The sequence below is a fragment of the Chitinophaga vietnamensis genome (assembly GCF_902167635.1).
GTDB classification, from domain to species: domain Bacteria; phylum Bacteroidota; class Bacteroidia; order Chitinophagales; family Chitinophagaceae; genus Chitinophaga; species Chitinophaga vietnamensis.
The window spans coordinates 2,501-19,067 of the sequence record NZ_CABHMS010000011.1 but is presented as its reverse complement, the minus strand read 5'-3'; the positions used below and the strand labels follow the sequence as shown (position 1 = coordinate 19,067).

Below are 16,567 nucleotides of genomic sequence, written 5' to 3'. Positions count from 1 at the left end.
CTCGTTAATCTTCGCGTTAAATCAGGGAAATTATTCCTGTTCAAGGTTTACCGTTACCCGCAAGGCTTTCAGCCCGCTCACACCCTGGAGCTCTTCCAGGTCCAGCATTTCAACTTCAGGTTTCAGGATATTTTTACTTTGGAGGAAGGTGATATACTTTTGGTATTCTTCCATCTCCCGCACATTGGAATATACGATGGCTACGGTGCCGGGTTGAGTGAGCCTTTCGCCGGTATCTTTTACATGTACTTTATCGATCCTTTTCTTGATGATCTCATAGCGTATGTTGTAAGCGCCTTCCACATCGAAACGGCGTTCGTCGTTGCGGAAGCTGATGGTGATAGGTGCGCTGTGCATCAGGATCATCTGGGTGGTCATCAAGGGTATCTTCAGCTTGGGACTGAGCTTGTGCGTGATGCGCGCAATGTTGGCCATCGATGAAAGTTGCCACAGGCGCAGGTTACGGAGGTAGAGCGAATCGAACTTCTTCTCCTGCGCAATCGACTGCCCGATGTAGATAGTGTATTCAATACCATCCGTGCGGTACTTTTCAAAATAGCAGGGAAACGATTGCTGAATGTATTGCCTTTCTTTTTCCAGGTACTGGCTGATAGCGGCATTCACTTGCGCAAGACTTTCCTCATACTCCCTGCGGTGGTGGAATACATGGCCTTCGGACTTATCTACTTTGGAAAAATAATTTTGCAGTACCGGTTGCAGTTTGTCGTTGCTTTCACAAAGGTGTTCCAGTACCGGTTGTACTTCCTGGTCCATGAAGTCGTTCACCTTCACATCTTCGCCGGCCTGCAGGTTGTGGCTGAGGTTATTGAGCAGGTCCTGCGTTTTGAACTGCAGCTCTTCCAGCAGCGGCAGCGGCACTTCTTTGGCGATGGCTTGTAATGTTTCACCGATCAGCTGCAATTGTTCCTGCAGGTCTTCCCGGATGGCATTGCCCTGTTCCACAGAAGAGTTGCGGATATCAACGGCGCCGTACAAGGGGTACACTTCATCAAAGCTGATGTTACCGATATCTTTTCTTTCTGTTTCCGGCGTGAGGAGATATTTCCAGGCGGCATCCACGAACTTCCACTCCACAGCGGGTTGCAGCGCGGTGAACTGTTCTTTGATCACTTCGTTGATACGACTTTCCAGTATCCCGATGCTGCGGTTGAGCATCAATACCAGTAACGGATAAATATTTTGCAGTTGCCACAAAGGCCTTTCCGACAGCGCATTGGGCCGGGAAGAAGCCAGTTCCAGCACACCGAGGATTTCGTTTTTATGGGTGATAGGGAAGAGGATAAAGCTCCTCACTTTTTTCAGCGGAAGAAATTTCAGGAACGGATAGGCGGCGATGCTGTCTTCCGATACTTCCGGGATGATCAGCGGCATGCGGTGCTTTGATAAGTGTTCCTGTACTTGTGCAAAAAGTGTTTGCTGCTGTTTCTTATTACCTACGCCCAGCATGGGGTCGGATATTGCGAATTGCTCTTCCAGCACGGGTTTGCCGTTCACTTCCGGGAAGGGGACCACGTGCGCGGTGATATCGAAGATGCCTAATACGGCGGGTATCAATCTTTCGAGGGTGCGGTAGCTTTCCAGTTCATTGCTGGATTGCATATTCATCACGAGGCCTTTCACGGTGTTGAGGGCTTCGGCCTGGGTCACGTCTTCCACGGTCCAGATGGCAAAGCCCTCCAGGCTGAATTTATCCAGCGGGATAAACTCTTCCAGCCTTTCCATGGTCACCTGTTTGGTGCAGAACTGGTTGTAGTCGAGCGTGGCAGGTACATCGTTGTTGACCTTCACATCCACGAAACGTGCGTCAATATTGACTTTCACATGACGCCTCAATCCGTCCGGCGCTTCGATGGTATGAATGATCTCGTTCTGATACCCCATCGGGAAATGGTAAATGCGTTCCAGGATCAGCTTGTAGAGCCACATTTTCTTATCTTTCTTCACCTTCGCGAGGGAAACCCCGCGGGGTACGGCGGCCAGCATGGTGCCGTTTTCGGTGAAGAGATGCTGGAACATCTCGGAATAATAAAAGATGGCAAATTTGTATGGTATGCTGATACCGTAGATATCTTTCTTGCTGTCGATGGTAACAGGGAAGATAGCGGCGGTCACCATATCGAGGTATTCGCGGTAAGGCTCCAGGTCGGCATCTTCGGGGAGCGGCTGCAGCAGGGCAGGGTTTTCCTCGAATTTATCGATGATGTATTTATAGTAAGTAGCCCGGCCATCATGATTTTGCCGGATTTTATCTTTGAGAAAACGTATAAAGGGAGCAAATGAAATCCTGGTTGAGATCAACTGTTCGTCTTTAAACAGATCCTGGTGTGCAGTTAAAAGCTTCATAATCTAACAATAACTAAGTTATTTCAATCCAATCACAATGGAAAACAGCGCAGGAACAAGGGGGATATTATTGTAGACGCAAAGTTAGGGGAAATATTTTGGGATTTATGAATTTCGGTATTTAGAAATTGTATTGATGTTTTGTTGTTCAACAAAACGTCAATACAATTTCTAAATACCGAAATATGAAAATATCTAAATATTTACTTCTATTTGGTTTTTCAGCAGATCATCTATCGTATCGCGTTTGCGGATCAGTTGTGCTTTACCGTCTTTGATCAGTACTTCCGCGGGTTTCAGGCGGGAGTTGAAGTTGGACGACATTTCAAAACCGTAGGCGCCGGCATTGTAGAATACAAGCAGATCGCCTTCCCTTACTTCGTTGATCTTGCGGTCCCAGCCGAAGGTATCGGTTTCGCAGATGTTACCCACCACGGTGTAGATACGCTCGGTGCCTTTGGGATTGGAAATGTTCCGGATCAGGTGGAACGCATCGTAGAACATAGGCCTGATCAGATGATTGAAGCCGGAGTTCACGCCCACGAACACGGTGGCAGTGGTTTGTTTGATCACGTTGGCTTTCACCACAAAGTAACCGCACTGGCTCACCAGGTACTTTCCTGGCTCAAACCACAGTTGGAGTGGACGGCTGTATTGCGCTGCAAATTTGTTGAAGGCGTCGGTCAGTTTTTTACCCAGCAAATCGATATCCGTTTCAGGATCGCCTTGCTGGTAGGCCACTTTGAAGCCGCTGCCCAGATCGATGGATTGCAGGTCCGGGAAATGCTGTGCCATCTCGAACATGATCTCCACGCCACGCAGGAACACATCTACGTCTTTGATCTCGGAGCCGGTATGCATGTGCAGGCCGGTCACCTTCAGTTTGGTGGATTTCACAATGCGCTCGATATGACGCAGCTGGTGAATGGAGATACCGAACTTGCTATCGATATGCCCGGTGGAAATCTTGAAGTTACCTCCTGCCATGATGTGTGGATTCAGTCGGATACAGATCGGATAGCTATCGCCGAACTTGTTGCCAAACTGCTCCAGGATAGAGATATTATCGATATTGATGATCACGCCCAGGTCTTTGGCTGCAATGATTTCCTGCAGGTCTACACAGTTAGGGGTGAAGATGATGTTCTTGGGATCAAAGCCGGCTTTGAGGCCCAGCTGTACTTCCTGGATGGATACCGTATCCAGGCCGCAGCCGATGGAGTTGATATACTTCAGGATGTTGATATTGGTCAATGCCTTACAGGCGTAAAAGAAGCGGGTATCTGCCTTATGGAAGGCCTTTTGCAGCTTCTCATATTGGGTTTTGATCTTCTCTGCATGGTAGATGTATACCGGTGTACCAAATTCCTGGGCCACTTTCACGAGAAAGTCGGCAGTGAGTACGTCGCTTTGCTTAGGCATTGATAAATCCTTGGTTTAAGAATGAGTGGGCAAAATTACTACGCAAAAACGAGAATTTTCATAAAACTCGGAACACGCCGCTTTTTACTGGTTAAATAAGCAATTTTTTCATATAGGGAGATTCAGATATGAAAGCTCATGACCTCTAAAATGCCCTCCCCGCGGGCTTTGAATAGCCGGGTTTCGCCATACAGCCGCTTTTCCAGCTCGTGATAGGTATGAATACGGGCATCTTGGCCATCCAGCTGGCTTACGAGGTCCAGTATTGTATCGCGGTAGTTGACGTTGAAAGGTATACGCAGGCTATCGGCCACCATATCCAGGAAATTCTTATGTAGCTGGTAAAAGGCTGCTGTGGCCTCTTCCAGCACCAGGGAATAATCCATCAGCACAATGTTGCGATGATCGTCGGTCATGAAATACCTGAACAGCGATACAAATTCGGTATTGGTGATATAATGGATCACCCCTTCAAAGATGACGATGGTAGGAATGCCAGGCTGGTAGCCGGCTACGGCCAGCTTGGCCATCAGCAGGTCGCTGTCGGTGATATCGCATTTGATGAAATGCATGCGCCGCCCATAGTCGAACAGCTGGCGGAACAGCTGCTCCTTCTCTTCTATAAACCCGTTGTCGACCTCAAAAACATGGCTGATACGGTTGCCGTATTGCTCCATCAGGAATATGGTTACCGGGTCGAGGCCCCCACCAAGGATCAGTACTTGCTGAATACCGTTTTCGAGAAAACGTTCCCGGATCATCTCCCGGATACAGAATTTACGGAGACATATCAATTCATCGAAGGAGCTGTACAGTGCGTCTATCTTTGCCGCCAACTCAGCTACGCCACTGTAATCGATCAGTTGAAGGTATTGCTTTTCTTTTTTGCCGGTATAGAACTTTTGTGCATACTGTAGCACCAGCGTAGAGGTAGGGGGCACTTTGAGCTTCTGGAGGTCATTCATAAAAACAGGGTTTTGTTTATGAATATAACACCCACGGCTGTTATAGCATTTCAGTTTAAACTATTCTCTTTGGGTAATTGTATTGTTAGTATCACCTCAAAATGATCACCATGAAACTTCCTTCTTTCACCACTGCCAGAACAGGCATACAACCGCAGAACTGCAATACGGTATTTCAGTTCAACAATCAGGCGCAACAATTCCACGACCTGCTTACCGGAGGAGATTATATGATCACTACGGAAGATGGTTTGGGGCTTACTTGCCCGATCATCAGGGATTGTGTGAGCGACTGGATGACCCTCACTCAATTAGATAATCTGGCCAGTGCCGCACATTTTTCACGTACGAATGGCAACGTATGCGCTTTGTACAATGCAGATGAGATCAATGCGGCAGAAGCGCGCGCTGCGTTGCGTGCCGCTTATCCCTGAGTGACTATTCTTCTTCGTTGCCCATGAAATCGTCGAGGGTACGGCGTTCCTTTTTGGTGGGGCGCCCGATCTTGCTTTGCCGTTTACCGGTCTGGAAAACAGCCGCTACATAGGCAGGGGCGAGTTTATCTTCTTCAGGAGTATTGTCTACGTAGTATTTGATAGCTTCGCTATAAGCAACGCGGTTATAAAGCAGTCCGGTTACTTCGATCACCCATTTGCGGGCTTCCGTTTTAATTTCAAATTTGTCGCCAACAGCAACAGGTTTGGCGGCTTTCACGGTATTACCGTTCATTTTCACTTTACCTCCATCGCAGGCATCAGCAGCCTGACTGCGGGTTTTGAACACGCGGATCGCCCAGAGGTATTTGTCTACACGTAATTTTTCCATTATTGAACAGTTAAGATTTTCGGATTTTTTGATGTAAGAATTTTTTGAAGTATCAGGTCCATCCAATTCTCACATCAAAAAATCCGAAAATTCCTCTCTTATTTACTTAGTTCCGCAAAGAACTGGTGGAAATAAGGAATTGTTTCAATGCCTTTGTAATAATTATCGAGGCCGTATTTTTCGTTGGGAGAGTGCAGGTTATCGCTGTCGAGACCAAAGCCCATCAATACGGTTTTGAGGCCCAGTTCTTTTTCAAACAGTGCCACAATGGGAATGCTGCCGCCGCCGCGCACCGGGATCGGCTCTTTACCGAAAGTGGTGCTGATAGCCTTGTGTGCTGCTTTGAAAGCAACGGAATCAGTAGGCGTAACATATGGGCTGCCGCCGTGATGCGCTGTCACTTTCACTTTCACGCTCTTCGGAGCGATAGCAGTGAAATGTTTGGCAAACAGATCGGAGATCTCGTGCCAGTCCTGGTTAGGAACGAGGCGCATGGAGATCTTTGCGAATGCTTTGGAGGGCAGTACTGTTTTGGAACCTTCGCCGGTGTAACCGCCCCAGATGCCGTTTACTTCGAGGGTAGGACGGATACCGGTTCTTTCGATGGTAGTATAGCCTTTTTCTCCCCACAATTCATCTACGCCGAGGTCTTGCTTGTACTCTTCTTCGTTGAAAGGAGCGGCGTTGAGGGCGGCTCTTTCTTCAGCTGAGAGCTGCTGTACTTTATCGTAGAAGCCTGGTATGGTGATGTGATTATTGTCGTCGTGCATGCTGGCGATCATTTTAGCCAGGATGGTGGCGGGGTTGGCAACGGCGCCACCGTAAACGCCGCTGTGAAGGTCGCGGTTAGGGCCGGTCACTTCTACTTCCATGTAGGCGAGGCCGCGCAGGCCCGTGTCGATGGAAGGATTTTCCAGGCTGATCATAGAGGTGTCGGAGATCAGCACCACATCGGCTTTCAGACGATCTTTGTTGGCTTTAACAAAAACGCCGAGGTTGGCAGAACCTACCTCTTCTTCCCCTTCGATCATAAATTTGATATTGCAGGGGAGGGTGTTGGTTTTGTTCATTGTTTCAAAGGCTTTCACGTGCATGTAGAACTGGCCTTTGTCGTCCGCGCTGCCGCGGGCATATATGTTACCGTTTTTGATCACTGGCTCAAAAGGGCCGCTGTGCCACAGTTCCAGCGGATCTGCGGGTTGCACGTCATAGTGGCCGTAAACCAATACGGTGGGTAAAGAAGGGTTGATGATTTTTTCGCCATACACGATGGGATGGCCGGCAGTGGGGCATACTTCTACGTTATCGGCGCCAGCTTCGATCAGGCGTTGCTTAACGGCTGCTGCGCACTGCGCTGTATCATTGTTGTAACGGGAATCCGCACTCACAGAAGGAATGCGTAACAATGCGAGCAATTCATCCAGGAAACGGTCTTTATGTTGGGCCTGGTAATCTTTCCAAACTTGCATGATTGAAGAAATTAAGTTTCACAAAGGCTGCAAGTTAACGGATTTTCGAATGTCGGGATTTTTGAATTTTCGGATTTGAGGATTTTGGGATTTGGGGGATTTGATCGGGGTCAATTCATAAATCAGGCAATCCGTAAATCAGGAAATCAACTTCTGTCTTACCAGAAATTCGAGCTTTTCGTTTACGTCCAGCAGTTTGGCAGTGAGTTCCTTGTTTTCCTTGCGGAGGGAGTATACTTCGAAAGCCTTGTCTATATTATGTTTCAGCTCTTCTTCGTTCCAGGGTTTGGAGAAATATTTATACACCTGTCCTTTGTTGATAGCATCTACTACTGCATTAATATCGGCATAACCGGTCAGCAACATGCGGATGGGTTCGGGGTATCTTTCCAGTATCGATTCAAAAAATTCGATGCCAGTCATCCTCGGCATACGCTGATCGGAGATGATGATATGAAACTCATGATCTTCCAGCAGCTTTTCTGCTTCTTCTGCGGAAGTGGCGGTGAATACGTTGTAAAGTCGTCTGAATGAAGCCTTGAAAGCATTCAGATTATGTATTTCATCGTCGATATAGAGTATATGGATGTGTTGAGCACTCATTTAGGCAGACTTAGTTCCAAGTTAGTAATAATAAATGAGTTAGGAACAATGAAACCTGTAAAAAAACGATTTTGTGTCCATTCTGTCCCATTCGCAAATTCAGCGTAAAGGTACATATAAACATAATGTATTACGGGGAAATTTTCAAGATATGAATGAACTTTTTTTTAAATTCATCGTTTCGGTAATTTAGTCGTTTACTGCTTTTCTTTCCATATTTTCGTGGAGATAAGAAAAGCTGGCGTTTACCGCCCTTTTTATTATGTTCACCGGTTAAATCAATACTTCTACCGGCAGACCCCGAAAACGGGAATGCGTTTTGCACAGATGCCGGCACTTAAACCTAAAAATTTATTCAGATGAAAAAAGGAATCATTGTCGTTATTATTCTCGCATTATTAGTGTTCGTAGGTTGCGGAAAGTACAATGGCATGGTGAAGAAAGATGAGAACGTAAAAAATAAATGGGGCGCCGTGCAAAGCAGCTACCAGCGCCGTGCGGACCTGATCCCTAACCTGGTGAGCACCGTAAAGGGAGCGGCTAACTTCGAAACTGAAACCCTTACCAAAGTAATGGAAGCACGTGCAAGTGCTACACAGATCAAGGTAGACGCCAACGATCTCTCTCCTGAAAAAATTCAGCAGTACCAGGCAGCGCAAGGTCAGCTCAGTCAGGCCCTCGGCCGCCTGCTCGCCGTATCTGAAGCCTACCCTGACCTGAAAGCCAATCAGAATTTTCGTGACCTGCAAGTGCAGCTGGAAGGCACTGAAAACAGGATCAACGTAGCCCGCAACGATTTCAACGATGCCGTAAATGATTACAACGGCACCGTACGTACCTTCCCTAATAACATCGTGGCAGGTATCACCGGCTTCAAGGAAAAAGGCTACTTCGCTGCTGACGAATCCGCGAAGAATGCTCCTAAAGTTCAGTTCTAAACTATATCAGTCATGAATGACGGTCTACACCGTCATTCATGACCTCCATAAATGGATCGCTTATGCGCATTTTCCCTTTTAAAAGAAAAGAGATTTTTTCCGAAGAGGAGAAAAACAGACTGGTACAAGCCATCCGTGTGGCAGAAAGACTGACATCCGGAGAGATCAGGCTGTTCGTGGAAAGCCACTGCACGTACGTTGATCCGCTGGACAGGGCGAAGGAAGCCTTCGTTTCCCTCGGCATGGAAAAAACAAAACAACGCAATGGCGTGCTCGTATACGTAGCCCTGAAAGACCGCCAGTTCGCCATTCTCGGCGATCAGGGTATTCACGATAAAGTAGGCGATGATTTCTGGCAACAGGAAGCCACACTGCTGAGAACACATTTCCAGGATAATCAGATCATCTCAGGCATCGAGGCCTGCATCCGGGAGATCGGAGAATCCCTCCGCACCTGGTTCCCGCATGAAGCAGACGATACCAACGAATTACCCGATGATATCGTGATCGGCCGCTGATGCCGCTCTTTTAAAACGTTTTTTAGCTTACATACAATGAGGATATTACGCTGGTTTTTACCCGGATTGCTGTTATTATCCGGCCTCATGGCCCAAGCACAGCCCATCCCTCCTCGTCCTAATCCCCCCGCACTGGTGAACGATTTCGCCGGCGTTCTCCTCAAAAGCGAGGACGATGCGCTGGAACGTAAGCTGGTGGCCTATTACGACAGTACCTCCACACAGATCGCTATCGTTACCATGAAATCTGTAGGAGAGTATGATATCAGCCAGGTCGCTATCAAGATCCTGCGCGACTGGGGCATCGGTACAAAAGGCAAGAACAATGGACTGCTTATACTTGTTTCGGTTAATGACAGAAAGGTCAGAATTGAAACAGGCAGCGGTATGGAAGGCGGTGTGCCAGACGCGCTCGCCAACCAGATCATTACCAATATCATCAGTCCAGCCTTCCGCGAAGGTCACTATTATGAAGGCCTGGATGGCGCCACCGATGCGGTGATCAAGGTGATGAAAGGCGAATACAAAGCCGATCCCCGCCAAAGCGATCCTGGCCTCAGCACCGGCACAATATTCATTATCATTATCATCGTCGTTATCATCATCTCGCTGTTCAGCCGTGGTGGCGGCAGCGGTGGCGGCGGACGAGGCACTACCTACAACCGGAGAGGCGGCTGGATATGGCCTGTAATAGGCGGTTTCGGCGGCGGTTGGTCCGGTGGAGACGGCGGCGGCTGGTCCGGCGGTGGTGGAGGCGGCGGCTTCGGCGGCTTCGGAGGCGGCTCTGGTGGCGGCGGCGGCGCCAGCGGCAGTTGGTAACAACAGAAAATATCTTTTATGTCATATCTGCACGTGTTGAATGGAGATGCCATCGTAGCCCTTTTTAAACAAAGTGGCCTGCCAGGAGATTACATCGTATGCAGGGAGATGCTGTGCGAAGGAAAAGTAAAACACACCAAAGATCCATCCGTCTTCTTTGAAAGCCGCGCCAAACACCTCGAATTTCAATATGGCATTGATAAACAAACTTATTACTCCAATGTAGTCCAGGAGCTGGAAAAGCTCAATAGCTCCGGCTCCTGGACCGAAATAATACTCTGGTTCGAATACGATCTCTTTTGCCAGATCAACCAGTTGTTCATGCTGCATTATATCCGGCAACAACTAAAGCCGCTGCCCAATATCAGCCTGGTGGATCTGCCGCATCAACGCGATGCCAATACCCTCAAGTCAATTTTTGAAACACGCGTCATACTCGATAGCGACGACCTCCAAATGGCTACCGATGCCTGGGATGCCTACTGTCTCGATACGCCGCTGGCACTGGAAACAATGGCCATGATGCCCGGTGGAAAGCTGCCACACCTGCATGCCGCCATCCATGCGCATCTGCAACGTTTCCCCAATACCACCAACGGGTTAAGCGCAGTGGAACTATACTTGCTGCAAAAGCTCTCGCTGGCAGATTACCGCTGGTATGATCTCTACGTACTTTTCTGGGATGAGATGAAGATATATGGCTTCGGAGATTTTCAGCTGGATATCTATACGCTGCGCATGCGCAGAGCCGGCGTAATTGAACAGATCGATCAGATGCTGAAGATCACAGCGCTGGGCCGTGAAGTGCTGGACAATGAAGAAAATTATATTGATTATGTTTCGCTGGAACACCGGTGGCTCGGTGGCGTAAGGCTTCAAAACAGCCAGTGGCGCTGGAATACAGCACTTAAACGTATTGTTTCGATATAGCCCTTGAAACGCATGGAGCGCTTCAAGGGCTTTTATCTTTTATTTATTTTTGATCTGGTCTGCGATCTTCCGCATGTAATCAGCTTGCTTGCGCAACTCACTCTTATCGGTATCACCAGCCTTACCTGCCGCTTCTGCTTTCATGTTGGCGATCTCCTGTAACCAGTTTACGATGTAGGCGTTCACCTGGTTGTTGTTGAACTGGTCTACCATGGCTTTCACCTGGTCCACACCGCGGATCACGGCCGGCGTGTTGTTCACCCTTGAGAGGAAACCAAGATAGTCGAAAGCCGCGTTGAGCTTGTCCTGGCCGCTGGTTTCATCGAATTTGTTTGCAACGAAGCCCAGGTCTTCTGCATTGCCTTTGCGTGCAAACACCAACGATACCGCACTAACCAGTTTGCCTTTGGTATCCGCTGATAACTGTTTGGCAATAGTATATGCTTTCTCAAGATCGAGATCGGCCAGGCCTTCCAGGCCAGCTGCCTGCACGCCATAAGAACGGTCTTTGGTGGCGGCTTCCAGCAATGCGGCGTATTGCGGGTCTTTGAGGTCTGCGATCTGTTTCACTGCGGCAGCGCGCACGAGTGCATTTTCATCCTGTTTGCTCATGGCGATGAGCTGTTCAAGTACGGCCGCTTTTACCGCAGTATGCTTCAAACTCAGTGCTGAAGCGGTGTAGGAGCGGAGCCCGGCGAATTTATCTTTTAACGCTGCCTGCAACAGTTTTACCGCTTCCGGGTTATTGCCTTGTTGCTCTACGGCTTCTTCAATGGCAATGCGGCGGTCCATATAGTTGGGTGCATGTGCATATTGGAAGGCATAGGTGGCAAAATCACGGTGATCATCTTTCTTCGATAAAATAACCTTGTCTGCATCCACATTCACCAGGTCTGGTCTGATGCTGTAAGCAAATGTGAAGGAATCTACGCGGTTCTTCATCGTTACCTGGTGGCGTACTTTCTGGCCGCCGGCGTAAATATCGATCGCCATGGGCAGCTGCCATACTTTGTCGCTTTTCTGGATCTGTTGCAGGATCACCGTTACTTTGTTGTTGGTGTATTTATAGCTGATGTCCAGTTCAGGGAAGCCCTGGCCAAAGTACCATTGATTGAAGAACCAGTTCATATCCTGGCCGGTCACTTCTTCAAAGGCGAGGCGCAGCTGATGCGCTTCTGTGGCTTTGAATGCATTTGTTTTCAGGTAGAGTTGAAGTGATTTGAAGAAGGCAGAATCACCAACAGCATTGCGCAGCATATGCAGGATACGTCCGCCTTTCTGGTAGCTCACCTGGTCAAACATATCTTCTCTGTCGCGGTAATGGAAGCGTACGAGGTCTTTGTCGCCGGCATATTGTACCATCGACATATAAGACTGTGCGGCTTCGAAACTGTGTTCATCTGCAGCGTCTTTACCATATTTATGTTCCAGCCAGAGGTATTCGCTATAGTCTGCGAAAGATTCATTCATGGTGAGATTGCTCCAGGATTCGGCAGTGGCAAGGTCGCCAAACCAATGATGGAACAGCTCATGCGCGATCACGCATTCGTTGTAATAGTTGTTATCGAGCAGTTCGCGGTCTGTCTTCTGCATAAATTCACCATGCAGGGTGGCGGTGGTATTTTCCATCGCGCCGGAAACGTAATCGCGGCCGGTGATCTGGGAATATTTTACCCAGGGGTATTCATAGCCGAGTATCTTTGAGTAGAAGGTGAGCATCTCCGGTGTATTACCGAATATCTGCTTCGCATATTTTTCAAAGGGGCGTTCTACATAATAACTCACTTCTTTTCCGCGCCAGTTGTCTTTTACAATCGCATAATCGCCAACGGCCATCATGAAAAGGTAGGGAGAATGTGGCAGGTCCATCTTCCAGGTATCGGTGCGGGTGCCGTCGGCATTGTGTTTCTGGCTTATGAGCTTACCGTTGGAGAGGGTCACATATTTTTTATCCACCGTCATGCTGATCTCCTCGGTACATTTCTGGTTGGTTTTATCGATAGTTGGGAACCAGGCGGAAGAGCTTTCTGTTTCGCCCTGGGTCCATATCTGGGTTGGTTTGTTGGGTTCTTTACCATCCGGGTTGATGAAATAAAGACCTTTGGCATCGGAGATGGCCGCGCTGCCTTTGGCTTTCAGCTCATTGGGCTTCGCAGTATAACTGATGTAGATGGTGTAGGATTCGGCCGCATCGTAGGTTTTATCCAGATCGATGTGCAGTTGCAGCTGGTCGTAAGTATATTTCAGCGGATTGTTTTTGCCGCCTTTTACGAGGGCCACTTCTTTAATGTCCATGCCTTTTGCATCCAGGGTGAGGGAGTCGGTAGGATAGAAATGGGGTTTCAGGGTGATCCATGCTTTCCCGTACAGATATCTTTTGGCGTAATCGAAACGTACGTCCAGCTTGGTGTGTACGAGATTGTTGATCTTGGTGGCAGATGCCCGGTAGATCTTCAGCAGGGAGTCTTCCTGGGGTGGTTTTACAGCTTGGGCCACGGAAGGGCGGGTCATTCCCACAGTGGCTATCCCGCCGATCAGCAGGCCCAGGAGGGATTGCTTCAGGTGTTGATTCATGAAATAAGGTGTTTTGAACAAATGTATTGTTTGCAAAATTTAAATAGGGCCAAATTTAAACAAATGAGCCAAAAACAAGCCTGAGTGGTTAAAAATGCTATTTTTGTTAAGCTAACAGGCCATTAAAAAAGCATTATGATCAAAGCAATAGTGAATGGTAAATCTACGTTTACCGTGAATAACGATACACTGCTTACTTGCAATAACGAAGCAGTAGATTGGTCCGCAGCCAGGCTCCCCACCGGTGATTACAGCATTATCATGGATGGCCATAGCTACCAGGCACAGGTACTGAAGGTGGACAGGGATACCAAAACAGTGGTATTACAGATCAACCAGCAACAGTACGAAGTTGCCATTGAAGAACCGATTGATCAGTTGCTCGCTTCCATGGGCATCAAAGACGCCATGGCCAAAAAAGTGAACGACATCAAAGCACCCATGCCCGGCCTGGTACTCAAAGTGCTGGTAAGCCCCGGGCAAACTATCCGCAAAGGCGATCCTGTACTGATATTGGAGGCCATGAAAATGGAAAACGTTTTCAAAGCCAGCGCCGATGCCGTAGTAAAAGAAGTGAAAGTAACCGAGCGCACCGCCGTAGAAAAAGGCGAAGTGCTGATAGTGCTGGAATAATATTTGCACAAGGACAGTTTTTTATATCTTTTTTAGTATGCATCTCAAATACAGGACAGTATTGTACGTATGGGCGTGCCTGTTACTCTGCACCCGCGTGTGGGCACAGGACAAACACTATTACGTTTATATCCAGAGTGAAAAAGGACAGCCGTTTTATGTGAAACATAATGGCCAGGTGCTGAGTTCCACCGAAAGAGGGTATATCGTTATCCCCAAGCTGGATGCCGGTACCAACCCTATCACCGTAGGTTTCCCGCAAAACCAGGCGCCTGAGCAACATTTCGCTGTCAGGATCTCGCAGAAAGACCAGGGCTTCCTGTTGAAACAAGGCGCGGATGGATATACGCTCTATAATCTGCAATCTTTCCGTGAGATCAAAGCGGATAATGGCGACGCCACTCCGGCAGCAGCCCCCGCTGAACAGGAAACTACCACTGCTGCTACAGAAGAAAAACCGGCAGATCAGGATACTGCCCGCAAGGAGATGATGGCCAATATGCAAAAAGACATCGAAACCACCTTCGCCGGCAAAGCTACTATTGGTGCAGCGTCTAAAAAGCCCGCCCCCACTGGTAATTCCTTTTCTTCCGCACTCGATAAAGTAGTGGTAAGTGCAGACGACAGAGACGTGGTAGAAGAGGTAGCTCCTGCCAAACCCGCACCCGCAGCCACTGATGCGGCAGATGCAGCAGTAAAGAAACCAAAGAATAAAAAGCAGAAGGGCGACAGGGAGCCGCTCACCGAAGAAGAACAAGCGCTGTTGAAAGATGTGCTCGCGAATGAAAATAAAGCTGCTGCCAGCGAAGCCGCCACAGAAGAGGCGGCAAAAGAAGCGGTGAAGGACGCCGCCGCGCCGGCAGATGATGTTGCTCCCAAAAAACAGAAACGTCACAAAAAGAAAGAAGGGGATCCCGATTTCATAGAATTTCAGGATGATAAAAATGCGCCCGCCGCTACAGCAGTAGCGCCTGCATCGGTACCAGTGGCCGCCGCGCCGGAAACGCCCGCTCCTGTTAGTACCGATGAACAACCGGCGTCTGTTAAAAGGAAAAAACGGCACCGCGACGATTCACGCTCCGGTGAGATCGTTACTGATACCAGTGGCTATGGTCTGGCCGTCTATGACCAGCCTGCTGAAACAAGAAAGAAAAAGAAACGCAAATCCGATGATGAAGCCGCCATCACAGCGGATGCAACGGCTGCTACACCGGCAGCAGGCACACCATCGCCCAATGATGAAACCAGTGTGAAGAAAAATACGCCCCGCCTTGTCAACAGCGACTGTGCCAATGTAATGGACGATGGCACCTTCCGCAAACTGTTGCGCAGGTTCGTTGCTGCTAAGAGCGACGATAGCATGCTTGATGTATTCCGCCGGCAAAGCCGCAACTACTGCATGGAAACGGCGCAGATCAAAACGCTGGCCCAGCTGATGTCTTCCGATGAAACGCGCTATCGCTTGCTGGATACGGCTTACCCGATCACGTATGATTCAGAGAAATACAGCTCTCTGGAGAGTGTACTCACCGACTCTTATTACAAAGGCCGCTTCAAAGCGATGCTGCATAAATAATTTTACCTTCATCTGTTCACAAAAACGTCCGGCGACCCCGGACGTTTTTTATTTTAACTTCGCGCCCATGAACAGGTATTTTATCGAGGTAGCATATAAAGGCGCGCAGTACAGCGGGTTCCAGATACAGGAAAATGCACATACCGTACAAGCAGAGATAGACAAGGCCCTGAGCATCTTGTTCCGCGATACGATTGTGAGCACGGGCTCCAGCCGCACAGATGCCGGTGTGAACGCCATGCAGAACTTTCTGCATTTCGATACCGCATTGCCCTTGCATCCGCAGTTCCTGTATAAGATCAATGCCATCCTGCCGGAAGATGTAGTGCTGAAACAGGTGTACCGCGTGCCGCCTGATGCGCATTGCCGCTTCGCCGCTCTGGGCCGCTCTTATGAATACACGCTATATACCCATAAGGACCCTTTTATGAAAGACAGGGGCTACTTCTTTCCTTATAAGATGAATATCGATGCATTGCAGGAAGCCGCTGCGGTGATCAGGGAGTATAAAGATTTCACCACTTTCTCTAAACGGAATACGCAGGTGAAAACATTTCTCTGTACGATCGGGGAATCGCATTGGGAGGTGTCGGAAGAACGTATAGTCTATAACGTTACCGCTAACCGTTTTCTGCGCGGAATGGTGCGAGGCCTTGTTGGTACGATGTTACGGGTAGGTCGTGGTAAGCTGACGATGGATCAGTTCAGGGAAGCAATTGAAAGCAGGGATTGTACAAAAGCTGATTTTGCAGTGCCGCCACAAGGCTTGTTTTTGATGAAAGTAAGTTATCCGGAGGGATTATTACAGCGGATAGATAGATAACTGATGAAAAAAATGAACGCTGTAATCCTTTACCACAAAGGGTTGCGGCGTTTCTGTTTAAAATAGTTTCAAAAAAAAGTTGGTGATATAAAAAATCCGCCTACCTTT

Annotated in this window: 15 protein-coding genes; 8 read left to right on the top strand and 7 right to left on the bottom strand. The window is 48.5% G+C overall.

Going from position 1 to position 16,567, the window contains the following annotated elements; genetic code table 11:
- Positions 1-30: 30 nt before the first annotated feature.
- The 3 genes from FPG75_RS24235 to FPG75_RS24225 all read right to left on the bottom strand — a co-directional run bounded on the left by FPG75_RS24235 (position 31) and on the right by FPG75_RS24225 (position 4,751).
- Positions 31-2,364: a GAF domain-containing protein gene (locus FPG75_RS24235; protein WP_143310633.1), complete on the bottom strand. Its 2,334-nt coding sequence runs from the start codon at positions 2,362-2,364 to the stop codon at positions 31-33.
- Between the two features lie 195 nt (positions 2,365-2,559).
- On the bottom strand, positions 2,560-3,786 hold the full coding sequence (gene lysA, locus FPG75_RS24230; RefSeq protein WP_143310632.1) for a diaminopimelate decarboxylase: 1,227 nt from the start codon (positions 3,784-3,786) through the stop codon (positions 2,560-2,562).
- Positions 3,787-3,908: 122 nt separating this feature from the next.
- Entirely contained in the window at positions 3,909-4,751 is an 843-nt protein-coding gene (locus tag FPG75_RS24225; protein ID WP_143310631.1) for a class I SAM-dependent methyltransferase, read from the bottom strand.
- 110 nt (positions 4,752-4,861) lie between these two features.
- On the opposite strand from FPG75_RS24225, the gene FPG75_RS24220 reads away from it, so the two are divergent.
- The gene (locus FPG75_RS24220) at positions 4,862-5,185 is read left to right on the top strand and encodes a hypothetical protein (protein WP_143310630.1); all 324 of its coding nucleotides are present in this window, start codon (positions 4,862-4,864) and stop codon (positions 5,183-5,185) included.
- Positions 5,186-5,189: 4 nt separating this feature from the next.
- Here the strand turns inward: FPG75_RS24220 and FPG75_RS24215 are convergent, their stop codons facing one another.
- The 3 genes from FPG75_RS24215 to FPG75_RS24205 form a co-directional block, all read right to left on the bottom strand.
- Entirely contained in the window at positions 5,190-5,576 is a 387-nt protein-coding gene (locus tag FPG75_RS24215) for an RNA-binding S4 domain-containing protein (protein WP_143310629.1), read from the bottom strand.
- Positions 5,577-5,674: 98 nt separating this feature from the next.
- A complete protein-coding gene (locus FPG75_RS24210; protein ID WP_143310628.1) occupies positions 5,675-7,045 on the bottom strand; it encodes a dipeptidase in 1,371 nt (456 codons plus the stop codon).
- A gap of 138 nt (positions 7,046-7,183) precedes the next feature.
- Complete coding sequence (locus FPG75_RS24205) at positions 7,184-7,648, bottom strand: response regulator (RefSeq protein WP_143310627.1); 465 nt, start codon at positions 7,646-7,648, stop codon at positions 7,184-7,186.
- A 359-nt stretch (positions 7,649-8,007) separates the two neighbouring features.
- Between FPG75_RS24205 and FPG75_RS24200 the strand changes: the two genes are divergently transcribed.
- The 4 genes from FPG75_RS24200 (at position 8,008) to FPG75_RS24185 (ending at position 10,853) form a co-directional block, all read left to right on the top strand.
- Positions 8,008-8,586, top strand: coding sequence for a LemA family protein (locus tag FPG75_RS24200; RefSeq protein ID WP_143310626.1), 579 nt, complete (start codon positions 8,008-8,010; stop codon positions 8,584-8,586).
- A gap of 62 nt (positions 8,587-8,648) precedes the next feature.
- Positions 8,649-9,104, top strand: a complete 456-nt coding sequence (locus FPG75_RS24195) for a TPM domain-containing protein (RefSeq protein ID WP_143310625.1) — start codon at positions 8,649-8,651, stop codon at positions 9,102-9,104.
- 87 nt (positions 9,105-9,191) lie between these two features.
- Positions 9,192-9,923: a TPM domain-containing protein gene (locus FPG75_RS26330; protein ID WP_143310624.1), complete on the top strand. Its 732-nt coding sequence runs from the start codon at positions 9,192-9,194 to the stop codon at positions 9,921-9,923.
- 18 nt (positions 9,924-9,941) lie between these two features.
- Positions 9,942-10,853 carry a hypothetical protein gene (locus tag FPG75_RS24185; protein WP_143310623.1) on the top strand — a complete coding sequence of 304 codons (912 nt, stop codon included), beginning with the start codon at positions 9,942-9,944 and terminating at the stop codon, positions 10,851-10,853.
- Positions 10,854-10,892: 39 nt separating this feature from the next.
- On the opposite strand, the gene FPG75_RS24180 is transcribed toward FPG75_RS24185, so the two are convergent.
- Positions 10,893-13,427, bottom strand: a complete 2,535-nt coding sequence (locus FPG75_RS24180) for a M1 family metallopeptidase (RefSeq protein ID WP_143310622.1) — start codon at positions 13,425-13,427, stop codon at positions 10,893-10,895.
- A gap of 135 nt (positions 13,428-13,562) precedes the next feature.
- On the opposite strand from FPG75_RS24180, the gene FPG75_RS24175 reads away from it, so the two are divergent.
- The 3 genes from FPG75_RS24175 (at position 13,563) to truA (ending at position 16,459) form a co-directional block, all read left to right on the top strand.
- A complete protein-coding gene (locus tag FPG75_RS24175) occupies positions 13,563-14,060 on the top strand; it encodes a biotin/lipoyl-containing protein (protein ID WP_143310621.1) in 498 nt (165 codons plus the stop codon).
- A 37-nt stretch (positions 14,061-14,097) separates the two neighbouring features.
- Positions 14,098-15,636 (top strand): DUF4476 domain-containing protein, encoded by a 1,539-nt coding sequence (locus FPG75_RS24170; RefSeq protein WP_143310620.1) that lies wholly within the window; start codon positions 14,098-14,100, stop codon positions 15,634-15,636.
- 67 nt (positions 15,637-15,703) lie between these two features.
- Entirely contained in the window at positions 15,704-16,459 is a 756-nt protein-coding gene (gene truA, locus FPG75_RS24165; protein WP_143310619.1) for a tRNA pseudouridine(38-40) synthase TruA, read from the top strand.
- Positions 16,460-16,567: the final 108 nt, after the last annotated feature.

Coding starts and splice junctions, on each gene's coding strand:
- FPG75_RS24235 (WP_143310633.1), bottom strand. CDS start 2,364: ATGAAGCTTTTAACTGCACACCAGGATCTGTTTAAAGACGAACAGTTG.
- lysA (WP_143310632.1), bottom strand. CDS start 3,786: ATGCCTAAGCAAAGCGACGTACTCACTGCCGACTTTCTCGTGAAAGTG.
- FPG75_RS24225 (WP_143310631.1), bottom strand. CDS start 4,751: ATGAATGACCTCCAGAAGCTCAAAGTGCCCCCTACCTCTACGCTGGTG.
- FPG75_RS24220 (WP_143310630.1), top strand. CDS start 4,862: ATGAAACTTCCTTCTTTCACCACTGCCAGAACAGGCATACAACCGCAG.
- FPG75_RS24215 (WP_143310629.1), bottom strand. CDS start 5,576: ATGGAAAAATTACGTGTAGACAAATACCTCTGGGCGATCCGCGTGTTC.
- FPG75_RS24210 (WP_143310628.1), bottom strand. CDS start 7,045: ATGCAAGTTTGGAAAGATTACCAGGCCCAACATAAAGACCGTTTCCTG.
- FPG75_RS24205 (WP_143310627.1), bottom strand. CDS start 7,648: ATGAGTGCTCAACACATCCATATACTCTATATCGACGATGAAATACAT.
- FPG75_RS24200 (WP_143310626.1), top strand. CDS start 8,008: ATGAAAAAAGGAATCATTGTCGTTATTATTCTCGCATTATTAGTGTTC.
- FPG75_RS24195 (WP_143310625.1), top strand. CDS start 8,649: ATGCGCATTTTCCCTTTTAAAAGAAAAGAGATTTTTTCCGAAGAGGAG.
- FPG75_RS26330 (WP_143310624.1), top strand. CDS start 9,192: ATGGCCCAAGCACAGCCCATCCCTCCTCGTCCTAATCCCCCCGCACTG.
- FPG75_RS24185 (WP_143310623.1), top strand. CDS start 9,942: ATGTCATATCTGCACGTGTTGAATGGAGATGCCATCGTAGCCCTTTTT.
- FPG75_RS24180 (WP_143310622.1), bottom strand. CDS start 13,427: ATGAATCAACACCTGAAGCAATCCCTCCTGGGCCTGCTGATCGGCGGG.
- FPG75_RS24175 (WP_143310621.1), top strand. CDS start 13,563: ATGATCAAAGCAATAGTGAATGGTAAATCTACGTTTACCGTGAATAAC.
- FPG75_RS24170 (WP_143310620.1), top strand. CDS start 14,098: ATGCATCTCAAATACAGGACAGTATTGTACGTATGGGCGTGCCTGTTA.
- truA (WP_143310619.1), top strand. CDS start 15,704: ATGAACAGGTATTTTATCGAGGTAGCATATAAAGGCGCGCAGTACAGC.